The organism is Mesorhizobium sp. M1182 (genome assembly GCF_040318335.1).
In the GTDB taxonomy this organism is placed as follows: Bacteria; Pseudomonadota; Alphaproteobacteria; order Rhizobiales; family Rhizobiaceae; genus Mesorhizobium.
In genome coordinates this window covers 192,086-214,729 of sequence record NZ_JAMYMD010000008.1, presented here as the reverse complement: position 1 = coordinate 214,729, position 22,644 = coordinate 192,086, and the positions used below count along the sequence as shown (strand labels likewise).

Genomic DNA, 22,644 nt, shown 5'->3' with positions numbered 1-22,644 from the left:
TCGCCATGGAAGAGAAGCTGCGCTTCGCTATCCGTGAAGGCGGCCGCACCGTCGGTGCCGGCATCGTCGTCACCATCAAAGAGTAATTTGGACTTAAACCGATCTGTCGCGGGCGCTGCCCGCGCCGCGCCAGAACAAGGAAGTGACGCATGAACGGACAGAATATCCGCATCCGCCTGAAGGCGTTTGATCACCGGGTGCTCGACGCCTCGACACGGGAAATCGTGTCGACCGCCAAGCGCACCGGCGCCAACGTCCGCGGCCCCATTCCGCTGCCGACGCGGATCGAAAAGTTCACGGTCAACCGGTCGCCTCACGTCGACAAGAAGAGCCGCGAGCAGTTCGAGATGCGCACGCACAAGCGTCTGCTCGACATCGTCGACCCGACCCCGCAGACGGTCGATGCTTTGATGAAGCTCGACCTGGCCGCCGGTGTCGACGTCGAGATCAAGCTCTAAGGAACCAGAGGTCAGCGGGGCGACCCGGAACTCTGAAGGAACAAGAGGCGTGGAGGGGCGACAGCCCCGACAGGGAACTCTAAAGGAATTGAACCGATGCGTTCAGGTGTGATTGCAAAGAAGGTGGGAATGACCCGCATCTACAACGATGCCGGGGAACATGTTCCCGTCACTGTTCTCCAGATGGAGAACTGCCAGGTCGTGGCGCAGCGCACGCAGGAGAAGAACGGCTATACCGCCGTCCAGCTCGGCGTTGGCCTTGCCAAGGTGAAGAACACGTCGAAGGCGATGCGCGGCCATTTCGCGACCGCTTCCGTCGAGCCCAAGGCCAAGGTTGCCGAGTTTCGCGTCTCTGCCGACAACATGATCGATGTTGGCGCCGAGATCACCGTCGAGCACTTCGTCGTCGGCCAGAAGGTCGATGTGACGGGCACCACGATCGGCAAGGGCTTCCAGGGCGTCATCAAGCGGCACCACATGGGTGGCGGCCGCGCAACGCACGGCAACTCGGTGTCGCACCGTACACACGGCTCGACCGGCCAGCGCCAGGATCCGGGCAAGGTGTTCAAGGGCAAGCATATGGCCGGCCACATGGGCGACACCCGCGTCACCACGCAGAATGTCGAGGTCGTCTCGACCGACGCCGATCGCGGCCTGATCCTGATCCGCGGTGCGGTCCCGGGTTCGAAGGGTGCATGGATCCTGGTCCGCGACGCGGCCAAGGTGGCGCTTCCGGCCAATGCGCCGAAGCCCGCCGCGATCCGCGCCCTTGCGACTGACGGTGCCGCCACGAACGAGGCCCCGGCCACAGAGGGAGCGGAATAATGGACCTCAAGATTACAACGCTTGGCGGCAAGGACGCCGGCAAGCTGAAGCTCTCCGAAGAGATTTTCGGCCTCGATCCGCGTGAGGACATCCTGCAGCGCGTCGTGCGCTGGCAGCTTGCCAAGAAGCAGCAGGGCACGCACAAGGCCAAGGGTCGCGCGGAAATCGCCCGCACCGGCGCCAAGATGTACAAGCAGAAGGGTACGGGCCGCGCCCGTCACCATTCGGCTCGCGCTCCGCAGTTCCGCGGCGGTGGCAAGGCCCATGGCCCGGTCGTGCGCAGCCACGAGCACGATCTGCCTAAGAAGGTGCGTGCGCTCGGCCTGAAGCATGCGCTTTCGGCCAAGGCCAAGAGCGCGTCGATCATCATCATCGACGAGCTGAAGCTGACCGAGGCCAAGACCAAGGCGCTGATCGCGAATTTCGCGACGCTGGGCCTGAGCAACGCCCTGGTGATTGGCGGCGCCGAGCTTGACAAGAACTTCAAGCTGGCAGCGACCAACATCCCGAACATCGACGTGCTGCCCATCCAGGGCATCAACGTCTACGACATTCTGCGCCGCGGCACGCTGGTCCTTTCCAAGGCCGCCGTCGAGGCTCTCGAGGAGCGCTTCAAATGACCGACCTTCGTCATTACGACGTGATCGTCTCGCCGGCGATCACCGAAAAGTCGACCATGGCTTCCGAGCAGAACCAGGTCGTCTTCAACGTCGCCAAGAAGGCGTCGAAGCCGGAAATCAAGGCCGCCGTCGAAGCGCTGTTCGGCGTCAAGGTGATGGCCGTGAACACGCTTGTCCGCAAGGGCAAGATCAAGCGCTTCCGCGGCACGATCGGCCGCCAGAGCGACGTCAAGAAGGCGGTTGTGACGCTGGCCGAAGGCCAGTCGATCGACGTCGCGACGGGTCTCTGAGCAAGGTCGCGAGGACAGAACAATGGCACTGAAAAAATTCAACCCGGTAACGCCGAGCACCCGTCAGCTGGTCATCGTCGATCGCTCGGGCCTCTACAAGGGCAAGCCCGTCAAGGGTCTGACCGAGGGCCTGACCAAGTCGGGCGGCCGCAACAATTACGGCCGCATCACAGCCCGCTTCATCGGCGGCGGTCACAAGCGCACCTACCGCATCATCGACTTCAAGCGCCGCAAGTTCGACGTCGTCGGCACGGTCGAGCGTATCGAGTACGATCCGAACCGCACCGCCTTCATCGCGCTGATCAAGTATGACGATGGCGAGCTGTCCTACATCATCGCCCCGCAGCGTCTGGCTCCCGGCGACAAGATCGTGGCCGGTGAATCGGTCGACGTGAAGCCGGGCAATGCGATGCCGCTGGCCTCGATGCCGGTCGGCACGATCGTCCACAATATCGAGCTGAAGCCCGGCAAGGGCGCTCAGGTTGCCCGTTCGGCCGGCGGTTATGGCCAGCTCGTCGGCCGCGACCAGGGCATGGCGATCCTGCGCCTCAATTCGGGCGAGCAGCGTGTCGTCCACGGCTCCTGCATGGCCACTGTCGGCGCCGTGTCCAACCCGGACCACGGCAACATCAATGACGGCAAGGCAGGCCGCACCGTGTGGCGCGGCAAACGTCCGCACAATCGCGGCGTGACCATGAACCCGGTCGACCATCCGCATGGCGGCGGCGAAGGCCGCACCTCGGGTGGCCGCCATCCGGTTTCGCCCTGGGGCAAGCCGACCAAGGGCAAGAAGACGCGGTCCAACAAGGCGACCGACAAGTTCATCCTGCGCTCGCGCCATCAGCGCAAGAGCTAAGAAGAGGTAACGCCAAGTGACTCGTTCGATTTGGAAAGGCCCCTTCATCGACGGCTACCTTCTGAAGAAGGTGGACAAGGTTCGTGAAGGTGGTCGCAATGAGGTGATCAAGATGTGGAGCCGCCGCTCCACCATCCTGCCGCAGTTCGTCGGCTTCACCTTCGGTGTCTACAACGGCCAGAAGCACGTTCCCGTCTCGGTGAACGAGGACATGGTCGGTCACAAGTTCGGTGAATTCGCTCCGACCCGGACCTATTACGGTCACGGCGCGGATAAGAAGGCGAAGAGGAAATAATCATGGGCAAGGCCAAAGCTCCGCGCAGGCTTGCTGACAACGAAGCGCGCGCCGTGTTGCGCACGATCCGTATCAGCCCGCAGAAGCTGAACCTGGTTGCCGCGCTGATCCGCGGCAAGAAGGTCGCGACAGCGCTTTCCGACCTCGAATTCTCGGCCAAGCGGATTTCCGGCACGGTCAAGAAGACGCTGGAATCGGCGATCGCCAACGCGGAAAACAACCACGACCTCGACGTCGATGCGCTGATCGTGGCGGAAGCCTATGTCGGCAAGTCGATCGTCATGAAGCGGTTCCATGCCCGTGGCCGTGGGCGCGCCAGCCGTATCGAGAAGCCGTTCTCGCACCTCACGATCGTCGTTCGTGAAGTCGAAGAAAAAGGGGAGGCCGCATAATGGGCCAGAAAGTCAATCCGATCGGTCTGCGTCTCGGCATCAACCGCACCTGGGATTCGCGCTGGTTCGCGAACACCGGCGAGTACGGCAAGCTGCTGCACGAGGACATCAAGATCCGCAAATATCTTGAGAAGGAACTCAAGCAGGCTGCGATCTCGAAAGTCGTGATCGAGCGTCCGCACAAGAAGTGCCGCGTCACCATCCATGCGGCGCGTCCGGGCCTGATCATCGGCAAGAAGGGCGCCGACATCGAGAAACTTCGCAAGAAGCTCATGGAGATGACCAAGTCCGAGACGCATCTGAACATCGTCGAAGTGCGCAAGCCGGAGATCGACGCGACCTTGGTCGCCCAGTCGATCGCCCAGCAGCTCGAGCGCCGCATCGCGTTCCGCCGCGCCATGAAGCGTGCCGTGCAGTCGGCGATGCGCCTCGGTGCCGAAGGCATCCGCATCAACTGCGCCGGCCGTCTCGGCGGCGCCGAGATCGCGCGCATGGAATGGTATCGCGAAGGCCGCGTGCCGCTGCATACGCTGCGTGCCGACGTCGACTACGGCACGGCCGAGGCGAATACGGCCTACGGCATCTGCGGCGTCAAGGTCTGGGTGTTCAAGGGCGAAATCCTCGAGCACGACCCGATGGCTTCGGAGCGCCGCGCCACCGAGGGCGATCATGCGCATGGCGGTGGTGGTGAGCGCGAACGCGGTCGCCGTCGCGAAAACGCGTAAGACATTTAGGAATTTGGAGTTAGAACGATGCTGCAGCCAAAGCGCACAAAGTTCCGCAAGCAGTTCAAGGGCCGCATCCACGGTACCGCCAAGGGCGGCACCAACCTGGATTTCGGTGGTTTCGGGCTGAAGGCGCTTGAGCCGAACCGCGTCACCGCGCGTGAGATCGAGGCGGCCCGCCGCGCGATCACCCGCGAGATGAAGCGTGCCGGCCGCGTGTGGATCCGTATCTTCCCGGACGTGCCGGTGACGTCGAAGCCGACCGAAGTCCGTATGGGTAAGGGCAAGGGCGCGGTCGACTACTGGGCGGCACGCGTCAAGCCGGGCCGCATCATGTTCGAGATCGACGGCGTCAACGAGGAAACCGCCCGTGAGGCGCTGCGTCTCGGCGCGGCCAAGCTCTCGGTCAGGACGCGCTTCGTACAGCGCATCGCAGAATAAGGACGGGCTGATCATGAAAGCCGAAGACATCCGGACCAAGACCCAGGACCAGCTGACCGACGACCTGGCCAGCCTGAAGAAGGAGCAGTTCAACCTGCGCTTCCAGAAGGCCACCGGCCAGCTTGAGAAGACCGCGCGCGTGAGGCAGGTCCGCAAGGACATTGCGCGTATCAAGACCATCGCTGCGGAAAAGTCCGCGGCCAAGAAGGCTTAAGGACGAAAACCATGCCAAAGCGCATTCTGCAGGGCACCGTCGTCAGCGACAAGAACGAGAAGACGGTTGTCGTCAAGGTCGAACGGCGCTTCACGCATCCCGTGATGAAGAAGACCGTGCGCATGACCAAGAAGTACAAGGCGCACGACGAGAACAACGCCCACAAGGTCGGCGATCAGGTGTTCATCCAGGAATCGAAGCCGATTTCCAAGGACAAGCGCTGGGTCGTGGTGTCTTCGGACCAGGCCTGATCAGGGCCAACGAAACGAATTTTGGACAGACCGGGGAGGGGTGAGAAACCCGTCCCGTTAGAAAAGAAGAAGGCGGCCAGTCATGATTCAGATGCAAACAAACCTCGACGTCGCGGATAATTCCGGCGCCCGTCGTGTCATGTGCATCAAGGTGCTGGGCGGCTCGAAGCGGAAATACGCTTCCGTGGGCGACATCATCGTGGTGTCGATCAAGGAAGCCATCCCGCGCGGCCGCGTCAAGAAGGGCGATGTGATGAAGGCGGTCGTGGTTCGCACGGCCAAGGACATCCGCCGCCCGGACGGCAGCGTGATCCGTTTCGACAAGAACGCAGCCGTTCTCGTCGACAACAAGAAAGAGCCGATCGGCACGCGTATCTTCGGACCGGTTCCGCGCGAACTCCGCGCCAAGAACCACATGAAGATCATCTCGCTCGCGCCTGAAGTGCTGTAAGGAGCCGGACCAATGCAGAAGATTAGAAAAGGCGACAAGGTCGTCGTGCTGGCCGGCAAGGACAAGGGCCGTTCGGGCGAAGTCCTCTCGGTACAGCCGAAGGACGACACCGCGCTGGTGCGCGGCGTCAACCTGATCCGTCGTCACCAGAAGCAGTCCCAGTCCCAAGAGGGCGGGATCATCACCAAGGAAGCGCCGATCCAGCTGTCGAACATCGCGCTGGCCGACCCCAAGGATGGCAAGCCGACCCGCGTCGGCTTCATCTTCCAGAAGGACGGCAAGAAGGTGCGCGTCGCCAAGCGCTCGGGAGAAGTCATCAATGGCTAAGGCTCAAACCAAGCAGGCAACTGCCCAGAACACGCCGCGCCTCAAGCAGGTCTACAACGAGACCATCCGCAAGGCGCTGCAGGAGCAGTTCGGCTACGAGAACGAGATGCAGGTTCCGCGCATCGACAAGATCGTGCTGAACATGGGCGTCGGCGAGGCGACCGGCGATTCGAAGAAGCCTTCGATCGCGGCGGAAGACCTTGCGATGATCGCCGGCCAGAAGGCCGTCGTCACCCGCGCCCGCAACTCGATCGCCGGCTTCAAGGTCCGCGAGAAGATGCCGATCGGCGCCAAGGTCACGCTGCGCAAGGAACGCATGTACGAGTTCCTCGACCGCCTCGTGAACATCGCACTGCCGCGCGTCCGCGACTTCCGCGGACTTAATCCGAAGAGCTTCGATGGCCGTGGCAACTATGCCATGGGCATCAAGGAACACATCGTGTTTCCGGAGATCAACTACGACAAGGTTGATCAGATCTGGGGCATGGACGTCATCGTTTGTACGACTGCGAAGACGGACGACGAAGCCAGGGCATTGCTCAAGGCCTTCAACTTCCCCTTCCGCCAGTAACGGCAGCGAGAAAAGGAAAAATCTGAAATGGCAAAGACCAGCTCAGTCGAGAAGAACAACAGGCGCCGCAAGCTTGCGGACCAGTTCGCTGCCAAGCGCGAGGTGCTCAAGGCGATCATCATGGATCAGTCCAAGCCGATGGAAGAGCGCTTCCGCGCCCAGCTGAAGCTTTCGGCGCTGCCGCGCAACTCGGCCAAGACCCGCATCCGCAACCGCTGCGAAGTCACCGGACGTCCGCGTGCCTATTATCGCAAGCTCAAAGTATCGCGTATCGCGCTTCGTGATCTCGGCAATAACGGCCAGATCCCGGGCCTGGTCAAGTCGAGCTGGTAAGGAGGACATAACATGTCATTGAGCGATCCTCTCGGCGATATGCTGACCCGCATCCGCAACGCATATGGCCGCAAGAAGTCGAGCGTTTCGACGCCGGCCTCGCGCCTGCGTACCCGCGTCCTCGACGTGCTGAAGGCGGAAGGCTATATCCGCGACTACAGCCAGACCGACTTCGACAACGGCAAGTCCGAAATCGAGATCGAGCTGAAGTATTTCGATGGTGCGCCGGTGGTGCGCGAAATCGCTCGGGTCTCGAAGCCCGGCCGCCGCGTCTACGTTTCGGCCAAGTCGATACCGCACGTCGCCAACGGCCTCGGCATCGCCATCCTTTCGACGCCGAAGGGCGTGATGGCCGACCACGAAGCGCGTGAACAGAATGTCGGCGGGGAAATCCTCTGCCAGATCTTCTGATCTGGTATGTGACCCGGTTGGAAACAGGTTTTCGGGATCTAGTCCCGAAAGCCGAGACCTGAAACAAGAGAAGTGACGAGGACAACAAAATGTCTCGTATTGGAAAGAAACCCGTTTCGCTGCCGCAGGGCGTGACCGCGACCGTCAACGGCCAGACCGTGACGGCGAAGGGTCCGAAGGGCGAGCTGAAGTTCGTGGTGAACGACGAAGTGCTGGTCAAGATGGAAGGCAGCGAGATCGCTGTCCAGCCGCGCGACCAGACCAAGACTGCCCGTTCCAAGTGGGGCATGTCACGCACGCAGATCGTCAACATCCTGCAGGGCGTCAAGGACGGCTTCGAAAAGAAGCTCGAGATCACCGGCGTCGGCTATCGTGCCGCCATGCAGGGCAAGAACCTGCAGCTGGCGCTCGGCTTCAGCCATGACGTCGTCTACGAGACGCCGCAGGGCGTGACGATTTCGGTGCCGAAGCCGACGGAAATCACGGTGACCGGCATCGATAAGCAGCAGGTCGGCCAGGTTGCCGCCGAGATCCGCGAGTATCGCAGCCCCGAGCCCTACAAGGGCAAGGGTGTCCGCTATGCTGGCGAGAAGATCGTCCGCAAGGAAGGCAAGAAGAAGTAATTTTAACGCCGCGGGGAGCGGTCGCGGGAGGCTTGTCCTACCGCATATGGTTGCCCCCGTTTTTTGAAGGCAAGGAACTGATAGCATGGGCTCGAAAGAATCCACCCAACGCCGCGCTCAGCGCGTCCGCCGCCAGATCAAGAAGGTTGCCGGCGATCGTCCGCGCTTGTCGGTCCATCGCACATCGAAGAACATCTACGTCCAGGTGATCGATGACGCCAAGGGCCACACGATCGCGGCTGCTTCGACGCTCGAGAAGGAGCTCAAGGGTTCGCTCAAGACCGGCGCCGACACGGCGGCGGCCGCTGCCATCGGCAAGCTGATCGCCGAGCGTGCCTCGAAGGCCGGCGTCAAGGAAGTCGTCTTCGACCGCGGCGCCTACATCTACCACGGCCGTGTCAAGGCGCTTGCCGAGGCTGCCCGTGAAGGTGGTCTGAGCTTCTAAAAACGAAATTCGCCCCCGGCGACCCACAGAGGCGCCGGATATCATCATCAACCGTGCTTCCGGAAAAAAACAAGGAACAGGATATGGCACAGGAACGTAGGGATGGCGGCCGCGGCCGTGATCGCGAAGAGCGCGACGACGGCATGGTCGACAAGCTTGTCCACATCAACCGTGTCGCCAAAGTCGTCAAGGGCGGCCGGCGCTTCGGCTTTGCGGCACTTGTTGTCGTCGGCGACCAGAAGGGCCGCGTCGGCTTCGGCCACGGCAAGGCGCGCGAAGTGCCGGAGGCGATCCGTAAGGCGACCGAATCGGCCAAGCGCGACATGATCTTCGTGCCGCTGCGCTCAGGCCGCACGCTGCACCACGACGTCGAGGGACGCTGGGGCGCGGGGCGCGTTCTGCTGCGCGCCGCCAAGCAAGGTACCGGCATCATCGCCGGCGGCCCGATGCGCGCCGTTTTCGAAACGCTCGGCATGCATGACGTGGTCGCCAAGTCGATGGGTTCTTCGAACCCCTACAACATGGTTCGCGCCACGTTCGACGCGCTGAAGAGCCAGATGCATCCGAAGGATGTGGCTGCTGCGCGCGGCATCAAGTACTCGACTCTTCAGGCCCGCCGCGGCACCGCCGTTGCGGCTGAAGAATAGTCGACGCTGACCAGGGATTTGACCATGGCCAAGAAAGCAACCAAGACCATCACCGTCGAGCAGATCGGTTCGCCGATCCGCCGGCCGAAGGAGCAGCGCGCAACGCTGGTCGGCCTCGGCCTCAACAAGATGCACAAGCAGCGCACGCTGGAGGATACGCCCTCGGTGCGCGGCATGATCGCTGCCGTCCAGCATCTCGTCCGCGTCGTGGACGAGGGCTGAACCAGAGCGCAGGAGAACCCAGATGAAACTCAATGATCTGCGTGACAAGGACGGCGCGACGCACTCCAAGAAGCGTCTCGGCCGTGGCATCGGTTCCGGTTCGGGCAAGACCGCCGGTCGCGGCGTCAAGGGCCAGAAGGCGCGCTCCGGCGTCGCCGTCAACGGCTTCGAGGGTGGCCAGATGCCGCTCTACCGCCGCCTGCCGAAGCGCGGCTTCAACAATATCTTCGCCAAGAGCTTCACCGTCGTGTCGCTGGCCCGCATCCAGGCGGCGCTCGATGCCAAGAAGCTCGACGCCAAGACAGTTGTAACGGCCGAGGCGCTGGTTGCGGCTGGCGTCATCCGTCGCGTCAAGGACGGCGTGCGCATCCTTTCAGACGGCGACATCAAGGCCAAGCTTGCCTTCGACGTAGCCGGAGCCTCCAAGGCCGCGATCGAGAAGATCGAAAAGGCCGGCGGCTCGGTGAAGCTGCCTGAGAAGGCAGCCGCCGAGTAACGGCAATTTGAAGCACGGCCGGCAAAGGTGGAATTCGGTTTTGCCTGCGGTCGTGCTTTGATCCGACAGATGTGACGGCCGCATCAACGCGGCCGCTTGCATGTTTGCAGTCCGGAGCTTATCTCGTGAGTTTCGGTGACACGCGCCGCCTGAGCTGCGGGCATCGAGCGTGACCAAGCGGAGAATCAGGCATGGCTTCGGCTGCTGAACAACTAGCCTCGAATCTGAATTTTTCGGCCTTCGCCAAGGCCGAGGATCTGAAGAAGCGCATCTGGTTCACCATCGGCGCGCTGCTCGTCTACCGTCTTGGCACCTATATCCCGCTGCCCGGCATCAATCCGGACGCCTTTGCCCACGCCTTCTCGTCGCAGAGCAAGGGCGTGCTTGGCATGTTCAATATGTTTGCAGGCGGTGCCGTGCAGCGCATGGCGATCTTTGCCCTCGGCATCATGCCCTATATCTCCGCCTCCATCATCATGCAGCTGATGACCTCGGTCATTCCGTCGCTGGAAGCGCTGAAGAAGGAAGGCGAGCAGGGCCGCAAGATTATCAACCAGTATACGCGCTACGGGACCGTGCTTCTGGCGTTGGTCCAGGCCTACGGCATTTCGGTCGGGCTCGAGGGCGGAAACGGCATCGTCAACGATCCCGGCATCTTTTTCCGCATCTCGACCGTCGTCACGCTGGTCGGCGGCACCATGTTTCTGATGTGGCTCGGCGAGCAGATCACCGCCCGCGGCATCGGCAACGGCATTTCGCTGATCATCTTCTCCGGCATTGTCGCCGGCCTGCCGCGCGCCATCTCCGGTACCTTGGAGCTAGGCCGCACCGGAGCGCTGTCGACCGGCCTGATCCTGGCGATCATCGTGCTCGCCATTATCGTTATCGGCCTGATCGTCTTTTTCGAGCGCGCCCAGCGCCGCCTGCTGATTCAGTACCCCAAGCGCCAGGTCGGCAATCGCATGTTCCAGGGCGATACCTCGCATCTGCCGCTGAAGCTCAACACATCCGGCGTCATTCCGCCGATCTTCGCTTCGTCGCTATTGCTGCTGCCGGCGACCGTCGCCGGTTTCTCGCAGACAACGAACATGCCCGCTTGGGCCAGCACCATCCTGGCGTCGCTCGGTCATGGCCAGCCGCTCTACATGGCCTTCTACGCGGCGATGATCGTGTTCTTCGCCTTCTTCTACACGGCGATCGTCTTCAACCCGAAGGACACCGCGGACCAATTGAAGAAGCATTCGGGCTTCATCCCGGGCTATCGCCCGGGCGAGCGTACCGCGGATTATATTGACTATGTGCTCACCCGCATCACAGTCGTCGGCGCCATCTATCTGGTGCTGGTGTGTCTGCTGCCCGAGTTCCTGATTTCAGCGACTGGCGTACCGTTCTACCTTGGTGGCACTTCGCTCCTGATCGTGGTCAGTGTAACGCTCGATACGGTGGCGCAGATTCAGGGTCACCTGATCGCGCACCAGTATGAGGGCCTGATCAAGAAGTCGAAGCTGCGCGGGGGGAAAAAGGCCAGATGAGGTTGATATTGCTTGGACCGCCGGGGGCGGGCAAGGGGACACAAGCACTGAGACTGGTAGAACGACACGGCATCCCACAGCTTTCCACGGGGGACATGCTGCGTGCTGCTGTCCAGGCCGGCACCGAAGTCGGCAAGCGCGCCAAAGCGGTGATGGACGCTGGCGAACTGGTGTCCGACGCTATCGTCAACGCCATTGTGGCCGAGCGCATCGATCAAGCTGATTGCGCAAACGGCTTCATCCTTGACGGGTATCCCCGAACTCTGGTGCAAGCGGACGCCGTTGAGGAAATGCTGTCGGATCGCGGACTGGAGCTAGATGCGGTCATCGAATTTGTCGTCGATGACAAGGCGCTGGTTGGCCGAATCGTCAAGCGCGCCGAAGAAGCCAAGGCCGCAGGCCTGCCGGTGCGCAAGGACGACAGTCCAGCGGTGTTCGAAGAACGCTTGAGGGAATATTACAAGAAAACCTCGCCGCTGATCGGCTACTACTACGCCAAGGGTAAACTCAGGGGCGTCGATGGCATGGCCGACATCGATGCGGTGACGCAGCAGATCGAGGCGGTGCTCAGGGCGACGACCCGGCGGGTTGGCCAGGCGGCCGGCTAGAGAATCGAACGATTGCGCTTGACTGGAGCGGTCCGCTGGGGTATGGCGGCCCGTCTTCCTATCAGGCATGAGGCTTGCTTGTCCGCAAGGGCAAGGCAGGCCGCTTTGAACTGGAAACTCCCGCAAGGGCCGGCCTCCACCGGACGCGGGGCAACTTGAAGCGCCGGCTCGCCCGGCCTATATGGAGAAGAGAAGAACATGGCTCGTATAGCCGGCGTCAACATTCCGACCAACAAGCGCGTTGTCATTGCGCTTCAATACATTCACGGCATTGGCAAGAAGTTCGCCCAGGAGATCGTCGACAAGGTCGGCATCCCGGCCGAGCGCCGCGTCAACCAACTGACCGACGCGGAAGTGCTGCAGATCCGCGAGACCATCGACCGCGACTACCAGGTCGAGGGCGACCTGCGCCGCGAAGTGTCGATGAACATCAAGCGGCTCATGGACCTCGGCTGCTACCGCGGCCTGCGTCACCGTCGCTCGCTGCCGGTTCGTGGCCAGCGCACGCACACCAATGCGCGCACCCGTAAGGGCCCGGCCAAGTCGATTGCCGGAAAGAAGAAGTAATTTAGGGCAGTAAGGGGGTAGGGCAGTAAGGCAATAGGGACGGCAGACATACTGCCCTACTGCCATATTCCCCTACTGCCTTCTCCCTGGTGGAGCCGCTGGCATTACGGCGGTGTAGAGATCAACTGAAAGGACTATCATGGCCAAGGAAGCCGCTCGTGTTCGCCGTCGCGAACGCAAGAATATCTCGTCGGGCGTTGCCCACGTCAATTCGACCTTCAACAACACGATGATCACCATCACCGACGCACAGGGCAATTCGATTGCCTGGTCGTCGGCCGGAGCACAAGGCTTCAAGGGATCGCGCAAGTCGACCCCTTTCGCTGCCCAGATGGCTGCCGAAGATGTTGCCAAGAAGGCTCAGGAACACGGCATGCGCATGCTCGAGGTCGAGGTCTGTGGACCCGGCTCCGGTCGTGAATCGGCGTTGCGCGCACTGCAGGCAGCAGGGTTCACCATCACCTCGATCCGTGATGTGACGCCGATCCCGCACAACGGCTGCCGTCCGCGCAAGAAGCGCCGCGTCTAAAGAATTTACCGAACGCCGCGCGAGCGCCTCAAGGGCGCTCCTCCACGGCATTCCAGGTCGCCCGCCACGATTGGATGGTGGCGGGACAACGGAAGGAAAGCACTATGATCCAGAAAAATTGGCAAGAACTGATCAAGCCGAACAAGATCGAGTTCTCGTCGAAGAAGAAGACGCTGACCACGCTGGTCGCCGAGCCGCTCGAGCGCGGCTTCGGCCTCACCCTAGGCAACGCGCTGCGCCGCGTGCTTCTGTCTTCGCTGCGTGGCGCGGCTGTAACCGCCGTGCAGATCGACGGCGTTCTGCATGAATTCTCGTCCATCGCCGGCGTCCGCGAGGACGTGACCGACATCGTTTTGAACATCAAGGAAATCGCCATCCGCATGGAAGGCGACGGCCCCAAGCGCATGGTCGTCCGCAAGCAGGGACCGGGCGCGGTTCTCGCCGGCGACATCCAGACGGTCGGCGACGTCGAGATCCTCAATCCCGACCACGTCATCTGCACGTTGGACGAAGGCGCTGAAATCCGCATGGAATTCACCGTCGATACCGGCAAGGGCTATGTGCCGGCCGACCGTAACCGCGCCGAGGACGCGCCGATCGGGCTGATCCCCGTCGACAGCCTATATTCGCCGGTCAAGAAGGTCTCCTACAAGGTCGAGAACACCCGCGAGGGCCAGGTTCTCGACTATGACAAGCTGACCATGACCATCGAGACCGACGGTTCGATTTCGGGCGAGGACGCGGTGGCCTTCGCCGCTCGCATCCTGCAGGACCAGCTCGGCCTGTTCGTCAATTTCGACGAGCCGCAGAAGGAAGTCGCTGCCGAACAGGTTACCGAGCTTGCCTTCAACCCGGCGCTGCTCAAGAAGGTCGACGAACTCGAGCTTTCGGTGCGTTCGGCCAACTGCCTGAAGAACGATAACATCGTCTATATCGGCGATCTGATCCAGAAGACCGAAGCCGAGATGCTGCGCACCCCGAACTTCGGCCGCAAATCGCTGAACGAGATCAAGGAAGTCCTGGCGGCGATGGGCCTTCATCTCGGCATGGAAGTGCCGGACTGGCCGCCGGAAAACATCGAAGACCTCGCCAAGCGTTACGAAGATCAATATTAAGCATGATCCCGAACCGAAGGTCAGCGCAGCAAAAAGTTGCAGACTTTTCGGACAAGATCATGCGGCTAACCAACTGAGGCTCAGGCCTCTTGAAACCGCAATGAAGGAGAAGAGCCATGCGCCACGGATTTAAAGGCCGCCGGTTCGCCCGCAGCATAAGCCATCGCAAGTCGATGTTTGCCAACCTTGCCGTGTCGCTTATCGAGCACGAGCAGATCCTCACCACGCTGCCGAAGGCGAAGGATTTGCGTCCGATCGTCGAAAAGCTGGTGACGCTCGGCAAGCGCGGCGACCTGCACGCCCGCCGCCAGGTTATTGCCCAGATCGGCAATGAAGGCGTCGTCAAGCGCCTGTTCGATACCATCGCGCCGCGCTACGCCACCCGCAACGGCGGCTATCTGCGCATCATGAAGGCCGGCTTCCGCCACGGTGACAATGCCGCAATGGCGGTCATCGAATTCGTCGACCGCGACACCTCGGCCAAGGGCGCCGGCGACCGTGCCCGCATCGAGGCCGAAGGCACCGAAGAGGAAGCCGCAGCCGCATAAGGCTTGGTTTTTCTGAGTGAGTTTAAGGGGCCTGCGGCCCCTTTTTCATTGGGGTGGCTGCCTCTTACCGAGCAAAGTTGAGGTAGTTTCTTCCGCTTATTGACTTCCAATCAATCGCCTTTGTTATTTGCTCGATTGCGGGATGCGAATAGGAATAAATACTGTCGACCTCCGTTCGGTGATCGATATCGCTTATCAATTGGGACACAGTCACGCCGTTCAGATATTTTTCGGCGTCCCGATCTTCGATGAAGTCGGTATCAACGCGGAAATGAATCTGAATGGGACCCGCGCAGATGTTCAGGTCGATATCATTCCTCGATGCGACGTAGAAGACCATAGCTTCTTCTGGTGTCCACAGGCCTGCAGCCAGGAATTCCGATGGCTTTGTTCTGCTGTCGAACCCATCCATTGAAAGAGCAAATTGGTCGGTTATGCGCTCGGTCTTGCCGCGGATGGCATGCACATGTTCGATCTGAAACCAATTCAGATTGTGAGGCGGCTCGTTATCAAAGGAAGCTTCGAGCTGACCATATATCCAATAGACGGGAATCGTCTCGGCATACTTGGTGATCCAATCATCCGGCGCGCCGAACGCTTCGGCAATTTCGATCATTTTCATGCCGGGGATAACAGGCCCCAAAGTGCCGGTCACCAAAAAATCACGGAATGAAACGAGCTGTTTTTTCATTTGCCGACACGGCTTTCCGGTTTCGCCTCGACCTATAACTGCTTTGCCGCCCAAAATAATCGGATTTCAGCGGCTTAGCCTTTCATTTTGCACAATCGTCAGGACAATGGCGCCCGACTTGGAGGATTCGGAATGCGCGTTAAACGGCTGTCCCTTGTTCTGATCTGCGCCTTGATGGCGCTGGCCATCGTGCCGGCGGCCAGGCACGCGCTGGCGGAGGAGAACAAGCCAGACCCCGGTTTGTCCGACGTGCTGACGGATCTATTGCATGGCGTCGAAGGCGAAAACGCCACTTCCGGCCCCGACAAGCGCGTGCCGTTCGGCCGCGAGGAGGTGCAACTGTCCTTCGCGCCGCTGGTCAAGCAGACAGCGCCGGCCGTGGTCAATGTCTACGCCTCGCAAACCGCCAAGGTGACGTCGCCCTTCGACGGCGATCCGTTCTTCGAGGAGTTCTTCGGCCGTTCGCAGCCGCGCGCGCAGTCTTCGCTCGGTTCGGGGGTGCTGGTCGATCCCACCGGCGTTGTGGTCACCAATTTCCACGTCGTCAAGAACGCTGACCAGGTCAAGGTAGCGACCGCCGACGGGCGCGAATTCGACAGCAAGGTGCTGCTCAAGGATGAGACGCTCGACCTCGCCGTGCTCAAGATTTCTTCTGACAAGCCGTTCCCGGTGATCGCTATCGGCGATTCCGACGCGCTCGAGGTCGGTGATCTGGTGCTGGCGATCGGCAATCCGTTCGGTGTCGGCCAGACCACCACCAGCGGCATCATTTCGGCGGTGGCGCGCAGCCATATCGGCGTCTCCGATTCCAGCTTCTTCATCCAGACCGACGCCGCCATCAACCCCGGCAATTCCGGTGGCGCGCTGGTCAACATGGGAGGGCAGCTGATCGGCATCAACACGGCGATCTATAGCCGTAGCGGCGGCTCGATCGGCATCGGCTTTGCCATCCCTTCGAACATGGTTCGCGCCTTCGCCGACGCGGCTAAGGCCGGGCTCGACTTCTTCGAGCGGCCGTATGCCGGTGCCGAGTTCGAGGCGGTGACGCCGCAGATTGCCGAATCGCTCGGCATGGACAAACCGACCGGTGCGCTGGTTTCTTCGGTCGAAGAGGCGGGACCCGCCGCCAAGGCAGGGCTCAAGCCGGGCGACGTAGTGCTGTCGCTCAACGGCAAGCCGGTCGAGAGCGTCGGGGCGCTGGACTACCGGATGGCGACGCTGTCGATTGGTACGAATGCCAGCTTCGGCGTTCTGAGCAAGGGTCAGCAGGCGACGATGGACATCGCGCTGGAACGGCCGCCTGAGGGCGCCAAAGCGGCGGAACTCACATTGCGCGGCCGCAGCCCGTTTTCCGGTGCCAAGGTTGCTGAACTGTCGCCACGGCTTGCCCAACGGCTCGGTCTGCGCACCGATGCCAAAGGCGTCACCGTGGTTGACACCAACCGCGATTCGCCTGCTGCCGATTTTGGCTTCCAGCCAGGCGACATCGTGCGTGAGGTCAATGGCCTGACGATCGACAAGGCGGCGACCTTGGAACAGGTAGCCCAGCAGGATACGCGCTGGTGGCGCTTTACCGTCGAGCGCGGCGGGCAGATACTGCGCCAGGTGTTGCGTTACTGAGCCCGACCGTCAGCATGATCGGACTCCAGGCAGAAGAAGTTGCATGGCCGATCTGTTCAGTGTCGACGAACCGGAAAAGACGCCGCCCGGCAGGCCGCTGGCGGACCGTCTGCGCCCGAAGAACCTCGGCGAGGTCGTCGGCCAGGAGCATCTGACCGGACCCGACGGCGCGCTGACGCGGCTGATCGGCTCCGGCTCGCTCGGCTCGATGATCTTCTGGGGCCCGCCCGGCACCGGCAAGACAACGGTCGCACGGCTGCTTGCCGGCGAGACAAGCCTCGCCTTCGAACAGATCTCGGCCGTGTTTTCCGGCGTTGCCGACCTGAAGAAAGTGTTCGAGGCAGCGAAGCTGCGCCGCTCGAACGGCCGCCAGACGCTGCTGTTCGTCGACGAGATCCATCGCTTCAACCGCGCCCAGCAGGACAGTTTTCTGCCCGTGATGGAAGACGGCACCGTCGTGCTGGTCGGCGCCACCACGGAGAATCCATCCTTCGAGCTTAACGCCGCGCTTTTGTCGCGCGCGCGTGTGCTGGTCTTTCACTCACTCGGCGAGGACAGTATCGCCAAGCTGCTGGCGCGGGCCGAAGAGGCAGAGGGCAGGGCGCTGCCGCTCGATGAAGACGCGCGGGCGATGCTCATCCGCATGAGCGACGGCGACGGCCGCGCGGCGCTGACGCTCGCCGAAGAGGTCTGGCGCGCAGCGAAATCAAAGGAGGTGTTCGGCGCCGAAGCTCTGCAGCGCATCGTCCAGCGCCGCGCGCCGATCTACGACAAGGGACAGGACGGCCACTACAATTTGATCTCCGCCTTGCACAAATCGGTGCGCGGCTCCGACCCCGACGCGGCACTCTACTATCTCGCCCGCATGTTCGACGCCGGCGAAGATCCGCTTTATCTCGGGCGCCGGTTGGTGCGCATGGCGATGGAGGATATCGGGCTGGCCGACCCGCAGGCGCTCGTCGTCGCTAACGCCGCCAAGGACGCCTATGACTATCTGGGCTCGCCCGAGGGCGAACTGGCCTTCGCCGAGGCGACCGTCTATCTCGCCACCGCGCCGAAATCCAATGCAGTCTATACCGCGTTCAAGGCCGCCACACAGGCGGCGAAGGAATTCGGTTCGCTGCTGCCGCCCAAGCACATTCTCAATGCTCCGACCAAGCTGATGAAACAGGAAGATCACGGCGCCGGCTATCGCTACGACCACGACGAGCCCGACGCTTTTTCCGGCCAGGACTATTTTCCGGAGAAGATGGGAAGGCAGACATTCTACGACCCGCCCGAGCGCGGCTTCGAGCGCGATATCAGGAAGCGGCTGGATTATTGGGCCAAGCGGCGCAGCGAGCGGGAAAAGTAGCTGCCAGTCGCACACTGGTGTGATCGCCGTTGTCTGGCGGGATAAAAAACCCTATCAAGATGCGCCTTCGGCCGGCGGACAGGCCAGAAACGTACCGACGATATTCAGAACGGAATCGCGCCTGGCGCGTGGAAAAATGACAAAAAGAACTCGCAAGACCCTCCGGAAGTTCGCCATAGCGATCCCGCTGCTGGCGCTCGGCTTCTATTTCATTCCCATCCTGACGACAATTTTCATTGTCCTCGGCCTGATCGACGTGTTGCGCAACGACAACAAGAACTGGGCCCTGTTCAGTGGTTATTTCCTCGGCAACGGCATCTTCACCTGGCTGCTTTCGCCCTTCAATCTGCTGGTCGATCTGCTGTGCTACAGAAACCGCGGTGTCTGGAAACTGGACCAGTTTCCTCCGGACTATCAGCGTGAGGTCAACGAGGTTCTGGACGTCTTCAAAGCGCGCAAGGACGAGATCATCGCCGATATCGACGCCAATTTCGGCAGCGGCCGGCGCGGCATGTATGTCTACCAGTGGTATGGCAAGCACAAAATCGACAGCGTTGCCGAATTCAACAAGGATTTCAAATACATCAAGACCATCGCCGTGTCGGTGTTTAGGGGCAGGGAATCGACCTCCTGGCATTTCGGACCGCTGCGGCTCAGCCTGCGCATTCTCTACAATCTTCTCCCGGTGAAGGCCGAGGTTTTCGTCGAGTGCAACAACGCCAGGAACTACTGGCACGACAATCCGCTCTATATTTTCGACGACACGCTGCTGCACCGATCGGTCAACGAATATGATGGGCGCCGCTACTGCGTGTTCATGGACATCATCCGGCCATCGCCATTTCCCGGCCTGATTGCCGCTCTTCTCGCCATCGTTTCGGTCAGCGTCGAGCGCATCAATGCCATGTTCTACAAGAACTGGAAGATGATCGGCTCCAGCAAGCCGAAGAAGGCCGGAGCCGCCTGACACCATGGTGTGACCGGCGCGAGGGAGCACGATGTATCATCTGTTGCTTGTCTGCCTTGGTGGCGCGATCGGTGCAATGGCCCGCTTCTTCCTGTCCGGCTTCGTCGCCCGCCGGGTCGGCGAGACCTTTCCCTGGGGCACTATGGCCGTCAATGTCTCGGGAGCGTTTGCAATCGGCGTCGTTGCGCATGCGGTGGCGCGCGACGGCATGCCCGCCATCTGGGCCTTTACCGTTACCGGCGGCCTCGGCTGCTATACCACGGTTTCTTCCTTCAGCCTGCAGACGCTGGCGCTGGCGCGCGAGGGCGAATGGCGGCGCGCCGGCGGAAATGTGCTGCTTTCGGTTTTTCTGAGCCTCGGCGGCGTGACGCTAGGCTTTGCCGCCGGAAGTCTTCTGATTGGCGGCGGGGCGCGGTGAGCGGCCCGCGGAAGCTCCGCCACGACGGGACGGACACTGCCGCGGCAGGGCATGCGGCGCGCCTCATTGGCCGTCGCAGAACCAACGAAACGGTTCGGCTCTATGCGACCGTGGCCGCAGGCAGCATGATCGGCGGTGTGTTGCGGGCGCTTGCCTCATCGACGAGCACTGCCCTGTGGGGCGCTGGATTTCCCTTCGGCACGCTCCTCGTCAATATTGTTGGCTCGTTCCTCATCGGCTTCTACGCGACATTGACGGGACCGGATGGTCGCGTCTTCGCCGGTCCGCTGCAACGTCAATTCTTCCTGGCCGGCTTCTGCGGCGGCCTGACGACCTTCTCCGCTTTCAGCCTTGAAACACTCATCCTCGCGCAAGGGGGGAGGTTTGTGGCGGCGGGACTCAATATCGCGATCTCCGTGGTGGCCTGGCTTGCCGCCGTCTGGCTTGGCCACATCTTTGCAGTTCGGCTCAACCGGCTGAGAGGGTCCAGGCAATGAAGATACCAACACAGGCACAATTGCTGCGCATCTTTATCGGCGAAAACGACAGGGCAGATGGCCGTCCGCTGTATGAGGTTATTGTGCTGAGGGCCCGCGAAATGCAAATAGCCGGCGCGACCGTCCTGCGCGGCGCGATGGGGTTCGGCCATTCCAGCCGGCTTCACACCACGAAGATCCTCCGCCTATCGGAGGATCTGCCACTCGTCATCGAGATCGTCGATGACGAGGAAAAATTGGCCGCTTTCCTGCCCGTGCTTGAAACAATCATGACAAGTGGTTTGATTACGCTGGAGAAAGTTCAGGTTCTGCAATATGGAACCGACAACGAATAAGCGAGTGAGATTGCGGGTACCGGCGAATGCCGTTGCATGCCTGCAAAACGGCGATTGGAATCATGGCAGGCGTTGAACAGATCACAGTGGACGCCGGCGAGGCGGGCATGCGGCTCGATCGCTGGTTCAAGAGCCATTTCCCCGGTCTCGGTTTCGGTCATCTGCAGAAGCTGCTGCGTTCCGGCCAGATCCGCGTCGACGGCGGCAGGGTGAAGGCCGATACCCGCGTCGAAGCCGGCCAGACGGTGCGTGTGCCGCCGCTCGAAGTGGACAAGAAAGGCGAAAGCCCGCTCACCGGTCATTCGATCCGCAACCAGGGCGACGCCGACGTTTTGGCAAAGATGCTGATCCATGAGGACCCGAAGGTCTTCGTCTTCAACAAGCCGGCCGGCCTGGCAGTGCAGGGCGGCTCGGGCGTCACCCGCAATGTCGACGACATGCTGGAAGCCTGGCGCAACCAGAAGGGCGAGAAGCCGCGCCTGGTGCACCGGCTCGACCGCGATACGTCGGGCGTGCTGGTTGTCGCCCGTACAAGGCTCGCCGCCATGAAGCTCGCCGAAGCGTTCCGGGCGCGTGAGACGAAGAAAACCTACTGGGCGCTGGTCAAGGGCGTGCCGCCGAAGCGCGAGGACAAGATCTCGACCTGGTTGATCAAGGAACCGACGCCCGACGGCGATCGTGTGCGCATAGCCAAGCACGGCGAAAAGGGCGCCGATCACGCCGTGTCCTATTACCGCATAGTCGAGCAGGCGGCGCAGACGCTGTCCTGGCTGGAAATGGAACCCTACACCGGGCGCACCCACCAGCTTCGCGTCCATGCCGCCCATATCGGTTGCCCGATCATCGGCGACCCCAAATATTTCGAGGCCGACACCAATTGGGATTTTCCAGGCGGCATGCAGAACCGGCTGCATCTGCACGCGCGCCGCATCGTTATCCCGCATCCCGACAAGGGCTTTGTCGACGTCACCGCACCGATGCCGCCGCATATGCGCCAGAGCTGGAACCTGCTCGGTTTCGACGAGCAGAGTGCCGAGGACTAGCGCTGGTGGGCGTCGCCACAGAAACCCTCGACCGCCGTGACGCGGTCGATCTGGCGGCAGCCGCCATCATGGTTGGGCTGACTTTTTCCTGGGGGCTGAACTACGTCGCCGCCAAGATCTCCTATGCCGGCTACGATCCCGTTTTCCTGTCGATCGCCCGCTCGGTGATCGGCGGCTTGTGTGTTTTCGGCTGGTGCCGCTGGCGCGGCATTGCGCTGTTCACGCCCGACAAGACCCTCGTCGCCGGCATTCTGGCCGGCGCGCTTTTCGGTTTCGAGTTCCTGTTTCTCTATGTCGGGCTCGAGCACACCACTGTCGTGCGCAACACTTTGCTGGTCAACACCATGCCGTTCTGGATGCTGGTCGGCGGTCATTTCCTGCTGGGCGAAAGCATCACGGTACGCAAGCTCGTTGGTCTTCTGCTCGCTTTCGCCGGACTGATCGCGGTGTTTTCAGATAAACTGAGCGCCAATGGCGGCGCAACATTGGGCGGCGATTTGCTCAGTCTCGGTGCCGGCATTCTGTGGGCCGTGACCAATATCGTCATCAAGCGGTCGAAGCTGGTGACGGCCAGCGCCGAAAAGCTGCTGCTCTATCAGCTGGCCGGAGCCGCTGTCGTCGGCATTTTGGTGATGCCCTTTGCCGGGCCGCCCGTCCGCAGCTTTACTCTTCTGCCGACCTTGGCTCTGCTGTTCCAGGCCGTCTATGTCGTCGCCTTCACCTATGTGCTGTGGTTCTGGCTGCTGCGGCGCTACCCTGCATCTGGACTGTCGAGCTTCACTTTCCTGTCGCCGGTGTTTGGTGTGCTGTGCGGCGCCGTGTTCTTGAACGAGCCGCTGACCGTTCGTATCTTCCTGGCACTCGCCCTGATCGCCGCCGGACTCATCATCGTCAACCGGCCGGTCCGAAAACAAAGTCCCGGATGAG

37 protein-coding genes are annotated in these 22,644 nt (G+C 61.6%); 36 read left to right on the top strand and 1 reads right to left on the bottom strand.

Annotated features, from left to right (window positions below; translation table 11 throughout):
- The 28 genes from NKH33_RS13105 to rplQ form a co-directional block, all read left to right on the top strand.
- A partial coding sequence (locus NKH33_RS13105; protein ID WP_455749504.1) for an EF-Tu C-terminal domain-related protein occupies positions 1–86 on the top strand: 86 nt, incomplete at its 5' end.
- Positions 87–149: 63 nt separating this feature from the next.
- Entirely contained in the window at positions 150–458 is a 309-nt protein-coding gene (gene rpsJ, locus NKH33_RS13100) for a 30S ribosomal protein S10 (RefSeq protein ID WP_006205468.1), read from the top strand.
- A gap of 96 nt (positions 459–554) precedes the next feature.
- Positions 555–1,283: a 50S ribosomal protein L3 gene (gene rplC, locus NKH33_RS13095; protein ID WP_352451050.1), complete on the top strand. Its 729-nt coding sequence runs from the start codon at positions 555–557 to the stop codon at positions 1,281–1,283.
- Positions 1,283–1,903 (top strand): 50S ribosomal protein L4, encoded by a 621-nt coding sequence (gene rplD, locus NKH33_RS13090; RefSeq protein WP_023675140.1) that lies wholly within the window; start codon positions 1,283–1,285, stop codon positions 1,901–1,903. The genes rplC and rplD overlap by 1 nt, the downstream gene beginning before the upstream one ends.
- The gene (locus NKH33_RS13085; RefSeq protein ID WP_023675139.1) at positions 1,900–2,193 is read left to right on the top strand and encodes a 50S ribosomal protein L23; all 294 of its coding nucleotides are present in this window, start codon (positions 1,900–1,902) and stop codon (positions 2,191–2,193) included. Before rplD ends, NKH33_RS13085 begins: the two co-directional genes overlap by 4 nt.
- Positions 2,194–2,215: 22 nt before the next feature.
- Complete coding sequence (gene rplB / locus NKH33_RS13080) at positions 2,216–3,049, top strand: 50S ribosomal protein L2 (protein ID WP_023675138.1); 834 nt, start codon at positions 2,216–2,218, stop codon at positions 3,047–3,049.
- 16 nt (positions 3,050–3,065) lie between these two features.
- Entirely contained in the window at positions 3,066–3,344 is a 279-nt protein-coding gene (gene rpsS / locus NKH33_RS13075; RefSeq protein WP_006205463.1) for a 30S ribosomal protein S19, read from the top strand.
- A gap of 2 nt (positions 3,345–3,346) precedes the next feature.
- Complete coding sequence (rplV, locus tag NKH33_RS13070; RefSeq protein WP_006205462.1) at positions 3,347–3,736, top strand: 50S ribosomal protein L22; 390 nt, start codon at positions 3,347–3,349, stop codon at positions 3,734–3,736.
- Positions 3,736–4,461, top strand: a complete 726-nt coding sequence (rpsC, locus tag NKH33_RS13065) for a 30S ribosomal protein S3 (RefSeq protein ID WP_023675137.1) — start codon at positions 3,736–3,738, stop codon at positions 4,459–4,461. Before rplV ends, rpsC begins: the two co-directional genes overlap by 1 nt.
- 27 nt (positions 4,462–4,488) lie before the next feature.
- Complete coding sequence (gene rplP, locus NKH33_RS13060; protein ID WP_006205460.1) at positions 4,489–4,902, top strand: 50S ribosomal protein L16; 414 nt, start codon at positions 4,489–4,491, stop codon at positions 4,900–4,902.
- A 13-nt stretch (positions 4,903–4,915) separates the two neighbouring features.
- Entirely contained in the window at positions 4,916–5,116 is a 201-nt protein-coding gene (gene rpmC / locus NKH33_RS13055; protein WP_006205459.1) for a 50S ribosomal protein L29, read from the top strand.
- A gap of 11 nt (positions 5,117–5,127) precedes the next feature.
- Complete coding sequence (gene rpsQ / locus NKH33_RS13050; RefSeq protein ID WP_023675136.1) at positions 5,128–5,367, top strand: 30S ribosomal protein S17; 240 nt, start codon at positions 5,128–5,130, stop codon at positions 5,365–5,367.
- A gap of 82 nt (positions 5,368–5,449) precedes the next feature.
- The gene (rplN, locus tag NKH33_RS13045) at positions 5,450–5,818 is read left to right on the top strand and encodes a 50S ribosomal protein L14 (RefSeq protein ID WP_006205457.1); all 369 of its coding nucleotides are present in this window, start codon (positions 5,450–5,452) and stop codon (positions 5,816–5,818) included.
- Between the two features lie 12 nt (positions 5,819–5,830).
- Positions 5,831–6,145 (top strand): 50S ribosomal protein L24, encoded by a 315-nt coding sequence (rplX, locus tag NKH33_RS13040; protein ID WP_254817150.1) that lies wholly within the window; start codon positions 5,831–5,833, stop codon positions 6,143–6,145.
- Entirely contained in the window at positions 6,138–6,716 is a 579-nt protein-coding gene (gene rplE, locus NKH33_RS13035) for a 50S ribosomal protein L5 (RefSeq protein WP_008875670.1), read from the top strand. Before rplX ends, rplE begins: the two co-directional genes overlap by 8 nt.
- A gap of 27 nt (positions 6,717–6,743) precedes the next feature.
- Positions 6,744–7,049: a 30S ribosomal protein S14 gene (rpsN, locus tag NKH33_RS13030; RefSeq protein WP_352451046.1), complete on the top strand. Its 306-nt coding sequence runs from the start codon at positions 6,744–6,746 to the stop codon at positions 7,047–7,049.
- 12 nt (positions 7,050–7,061) lie between these two features.
- Positions 7,062–7,460 carry a 30S ribosomal protein S8 gene (rpsH, locus tag NKH33_RS13025; protein ID WP_006205453.1) on the top strand — a complete coding sequence of 133 codons (399 nt, stop codon included), beginning with the start codon at positions 7,062–7,064 and terminating at the stop codon, positions 7,458–7,460.
- A gap of 89 nt (positions 7,461–7,549) precedes the next feature.
- On the top strand, positions 7,550–8,083 hold the full coding sequence (gene rplF, locus NKH33_RS13020) for a 50S ribosomal protein L6 (protein WP_023675133.1): 534 nt from the start codon (positions 7,550–7,552) through the stop codon (positions 8,081–8,083).
- 85 nt (positions 8,084–8,168) lie between these two features.
- Positions 8,169–8,528, top strand: coding sequence for a 50S ribosomal protein L18 (rplR, locus tag NKH33_RS13015; protein ID WP_023675132.1), 360 nt, complete (start codon positions 8,169–8,171; stop codon positions 8,526–8,528).
- Positions 8,529–8,611: 83 nt separating this feature from the next.
- Positions 8,612–9,175, top strand: a complete 564-nt coding sequence (gene rpsE, locus NKH33_RS13010; RefSeq protein WP_006333394.1) for a 30S ribosomal protein S5 — start codon at positions 8,612–8,614, stop codon at positions 9,173–9,175.
- A gap of 24 nt (positions 9,176–9,199) precedes the next feature.
- Complete coding sequence (rpmD, locus tag NKH33_RS13005) at positions 9,200–9,397, top strand: 50S ribosomal protein L30 (RefSeq protein ID WP_006205449.1); 198 nt, start codon at positions 9,200–9,202, stop codon at positions 9,395–9,397.
- A 22-nt stretch (positions 9,398–9,419) separates the two neighbouring features.
- On the top strand, positions 9,420–9,893 hold the full coding sequence (gene rplO / locus NKH33_RS13000) for a 50S ribosomal protein L15 (RefSeq protein WP_292660428.1): 474 nt from the start codon (positions 9,420–9,422) through the stop codon (positions 9,891–9,893).
- A 191-nt stretch (positions 9,894–10,084) separates the two neighbouring features.
- A complete protein-coding gene (secY, locus tag NKH33_RS12995) occupies positions 10,085–11,425 on the top strand; it encodes a preprotein translocase subunit SecY (RefSeq protein ID WP_352471807.1) in 1,341 nt (446 codons plus the stop codon).
- Positions 11,422–12,033: an adenylate kinase gene (locus NKH33_RS12990; RefSeq protein WP_352471809.1), complete on the top strand. Its 612-nt coding sequence runs from the start codon at positions 11,422–11,424 to the stop codon at positions 12,031–12,033. The genes secY and NKH33_RS12990 overlap by 4 nt, the downstream gene beginning before the upstream one ends.
- A gap of 198 nt (positions 12,034–12,231) precedes the next feature.
- Entirely contained in the window at positions 12,232–12,600 is a 369-nt protein-coding gene (gene rpsM, locus NKH33_RS12985; protein ID WP_006205445.1) for a 30S ribosomal protein S13, read from the top strand.
- Positions 12,601–12,739: 139 nt separating this feature from the next.
- Complete coding sequence (rpsK, locus tag NKH33_RS12980) at positions 12,740–13,129, top strand: 30S ribosomal protein S11 (protein ID WP_006205444.1); 390 nt, start codon at positions 12,740–12,742, stop codon at positions 13,127–13,129.
- Positions 13,130–13,233: 104 nt separating this feature from the next.
- Positions 13,234–14,244 (top strand): DNA-directed RNA polymerase subunit alpha, encoded by a 1,011-nt coding sequence (locus NKH33_RS12975; protein WP_023675128.1) that lies wholly within the window; start codon positions 13,234–13,236, stop codon positions 14,242–14,244.
- A gap of 116 nt (positions 14,245–14,360) precedes the next feature.
- Positions 14,361–14,792, top strand: a complete 432-nt coding sequence (gene rplQ, locus NKH33_RS12970) for a 50S ribosomal protein L17 (RefSeq protein ID WP_023675127.1) — start codon at positions 14,361–14,363, stop codon at positions 14,790–14,792.
- Between the two features lie 64 nt (positions 14,793–14,856).
- Here rplQ and NKH33_RS12965 read toward each other — a convergent pair whose 3' ends face one another.
- The gene (locus tag NKH33_RS12965) at positions 14,857–15,483 is read right to left on the bottom strand and encodes a hypothetical protein (RefSeq protein WP_352919821.1); all 627 of its coding nucleotides are present in this window, start codon (positions 15,481–15,483) and stop codon (positions 14,857–14,859) included.
- 132 nt (positions 15,484–15,615) lie between these two features.
- On the opposite strand from NKH33_RS12965, the gene NKH33_RS12960 reads away from it, so the two are divergent.
- The 8 genes from NKH33_RS12960 to NKH33_RS12925 all read left to right on the top strand — a co-directional run bounded on the left by NKH33_RS12960 (position 15,616) and on the right by NKH33_RS12925 (position 22,643).
- On the top strand, positions 15,616–17,103 hold the full coding sequence (locus NKH33_RS12960; protein ID WP_352919818.1) for a DegQ family serine endoprotease: 1,488 nt from the start codon (positions 15,616–15,618) through the stop codon (positions 17,101–17,103).
- 43 nt (positions 17,104–17,146) lie between these two features.
- Positions 17,147–18,457, top strand: a complete 1,311-nt coding sequence (locus NKH33_RS12955) for a replication-associated recombination protein A (RefSeq protein WP_352919815.1) — start codon at positions 17,147–17,149, stop codon at positions 18,455–18,457.
- A gap of 136 nt (positions 18,458–18,593) precedes the next feature.
- The gene (locus NKH33_RS12950) at positions 18,594–19,424 is read left to right on the top strand and encodes an aspartyl/asparaginyl beta-hydroxylase domain-containing protein (RefSeq protein WP_352919812.1); all 831 of its coding nucleotides are present in this window, start codon (positions 18,594–18,596) and stop codon (positions 19,422–19,424) included.
- Between the two features lie 31 nt (positions 19,425–19,455).
- Positions 19,456–19,842, top strand: coding sequence for a fluoride efflux transporter CrcB (gene crcB, locus NKH33_RS12945; RefSeq protein ID WP_352833520.1), 387 nt, complete (start codon positions 19,456–19,458; stop codon positions 19,840–19,842).
- Between the two features lie 125 nt (positions 19,843–19,967).
- Positions 19,968–20,339, top strand: a complete 372-nt coding sequence (locus NKH33_RS12940) for a CrcB family protein (RefSeq protein WP_352919809.1) — start codon at positions 19,968–19,970, stop codon at positions 20,337–20,339.
- A complete protein-coding gene (locus tag NKH33_RS12935; RefSeq protein WP_352451038.1) occupies positions 20,336–20,674 on the top strand; it encodes a DUF190 domain-containing protein in 339 nt (112 codons plus the stop codon). Before NKH33_RS12940 ends, NKH33_RS12935 begins: the two co-directional genes overlap by 4 nt.
- A 62-nt stretch (positions 20,675–20,736) precedes the next feature.
- Positions 20,737–21,717, top strand: coding sequence for an RluA family pseudouridine synthase (locus tag NKH33_RS12930; RefSeq protein ID WP_352451037.1), 981 nt, complete (start codon positions 20,737–20,739; stop codon positions 21,715–21,717).
- 68 nt (positions 21,718–21,785) lie between these two features.
- Entirely contained in the window at positions 21,786–22,643 is an 858-nt protein-coding gene (locus NKH33_RS12925; protein ID WP_502906732.1) for a DMT family transporter, read from the top strand.
- The last annotated feature ends 1 nt before the right edge of the window (position 22,644 follow it).

Coding starts and splice junctions, on each gene's coding strand:
- crcB (WP_352833520.1), top strand. CDS start 19,456: ATGTATCATCTGTTGCTTGTCTGCCTTGGTGGCGCGATCGGTGCAATG.
- rplF (WP_023675133.1), top strand. CDS start 7,550: ATGTCTCGTATTGGAAAGAAACCCGTTTCGCTGCCGCAGGGCGTGACC.
- rplO (WP_292660428.1), top strand. CDS start 9,420: ATGAAACTCAATGATCTGCGTGACAAGGACGGCGCGACGCACTCCAAG.
- NKH33_RS12930 (WP_352451037.1), top strand. CDS start 20,737: ATGGCAGGCGTTGAACAGATCACAGTGGACGCCGGCGAGGCGGGCATG.
- rplB (WP_023675138.1), top strand. CDS start 2,216: ATGGCACTGAAAAAATTCAACCCGGTAACGCCGAGCACCCGTCAGCTG.
- rplR (WP_023675132.1), top strand. CDS start 8,169: ATGGGCTCGAAAGAATCCACCCAACGCCGCGCTCAGCGCGTCCGCCGC.
- NKH33_RS12955 (WP_352919815.1), top strand. CDS start 17,147: ATGGCCGATCTGTTCAGTGTCGACGAACCGGAAAAGACGCCGCCCGGC.
- NKH33_RS12935 (WP_352451038.1), top strand. CDS start 20,336: ATGAAGATACCAACACAGGCACAATTGCTGCGCATCTTTATCGGCGAA.
- rpsJ (WP_006205468.1), top strand. CDS start 150: ATGAACGGACAGAATATCCGCATCCGCCTGAAGGCGTTTGATCACCGG.
- rpmD (WP_006205449.1), top strand. CDS start 9,200: ATGGCCAAGAAAGCAACCAAGACCATCACCGTCGAGCAGATCGGTTCG.
- NKH33_RS12960 (WP_352919818.1), top strand. CDS start 15,616: ATGCGCGTTAAACGGCTGTCCCTTGTTCTGATCTGCGCCTTGATGGCG.
- NKH33_RS12950 (WP_352919812.1), top strand. CDS start 18,594: ATGACAAAAAGAACTCGCAAGACCCTCCGGAAGTTCGCCATAGCGATC.
- rpsQ (WP_023675136.1), top strand. CDS start 5,128: ATGCCAAAGCGCATTCTGCAGGGCACCGTCGTCAGCGACAAGAACGAG.
- rpsM (WP_006205445.1), top strand. CDS start 12,232: ATGGCTCGTATAGCCGGCGTCAACATTCCGACCAACAAGCGCGTTGTC.
- NKH33_RS12925 (WP_502906732.1), top strand. CDS start 21,786: ATGGTTGGGCTGACTTTTTCCTGGGGGCTGAACTACGTCGCCGCCAAG.
- rpsC (WP_023675137.1), top strand. CDS start 3,736: ATGGGCCAGAAAGTCAATCCGATCGGTCTGCGTCTCGGCATCAACCGC.
- rplN (WP_006205457.1), top strand. CDS start 5,450: ATGATTCAGATGCAAACAAACCTCGACGTCGCGGATAATTCCGGCGCC.
- rplV (WP_006205462.1), top strand. CDS start 3,347: ATGGGCAAGGCCAAAGCTCCGCGCAGGCTTGCTGACAACGAAGCGCGC.
- rplC (WP_352451050.1), top strand. CDS start 555: ATGCGTTCAGGTGTGATTGCAAAGAAGGTGGGAATGACCCGCATCTAC.
- rpsN (WP_352451046.1), top strand. CDS start 6,744: ATGGCAAAGACCAGCTCAGTCGAGAAGAACAACAGGCGCCGCAAGCTT.
- secY (WP_352471807.1), top strand. CDS start 10,085: ATGGCTTCGGCTGCTGAACAACTAGCCTCGAATCTGAATTTTTCGGCC.
- rplD (WP_023675140.1), top strand. CDS start 1,283: ATGGACCTCAAGATTACAACGCTTGGCGGCAAGGACGCCGGCAAGCTG.
- NKH33_RS13085 (WP_023675139.1), top strand. CDS start 1,900: ATGACCGACCTTCGTCATTACGACGTGATCGTCTCGCCGGCGATCACC.
- NKH33_RS12965 (WP_352919821.1), bottom strand. CDS start 15,483: ATGAAAAAACAGCTCGTTTCATTCCGTGATTTTTTGGTGACCGGCACT.
- rplP (WP_006205460.1), top strand. CDS start 4,489: ATGCTGCAGCCAAAGCGCACAAAGTTCCGCAAGCAGTTCAAGGGCCGC.
- NKH33_RS12990 (WP_352471809.1), top strand. CDS start 11,422: ATGAGGTTGATATTGCTTGGACCGCCGGGGGCGGGCAAGGGGACACAA.
- NKH33_RS12940 (WP_352919809.1), top strand. CDS start 19,968: ATGATCGGCGGTGTGTTGCGGGCGCTTGCCTCATCGACGAGCACTGCC.
- rplX (WP_254817150.1), top strand. CDS start 5,831: ATGCAGAAGATTAGAAAAGGCGACAAGGTCGTCGTGCTGGCCGGCAAG.
- rpmC (WP_006205459.1), top strand. CDS start 4,916: ATGAAAGCCGAAGACATCCGGACCAAGACCCAGGACCAGCTGACCGAC.
- NKH33_RS12975 (WP_023675128.1), top strand. CDS start 13,234: ATGATCCAGAAAAATTGGCAAGAACTGATCAAGCCGAACAAGATCGAG.
- rplQ (WP_023675127.1), top strand. CDS start 14,361: ATGCGCCACGGATTTAAAGGCCGCCGGTTCGCCCGCAGCATAAGCCAT.
- rpsH (WP_006205453.1), top strand. CDS start 7,062: ATGTCATTGAGCGATCCTCTCGGCGATATGCTGACCCGCATCCGCAAC.
- rplE (WP_008875670.1), top strand. CDS start 6,138: ATGGCTAAGGCTCAAACCAAGCAGGCAACTGCCCAGAACACGCCGCGC.
- rpsE (WP_006333394.1), top strand. CDS start 8,612: ATGGCACAGGAACGTAGGGATGGCGGCCGCGGCCGTGATCGCGAAGAG.
- rpsK (WP_006205444.1), top strand. CDS start 12,740: ATGGCCAAGGAAGCCGCTCGTGTTCGCCGTCGCGAACGCAAGAATATC.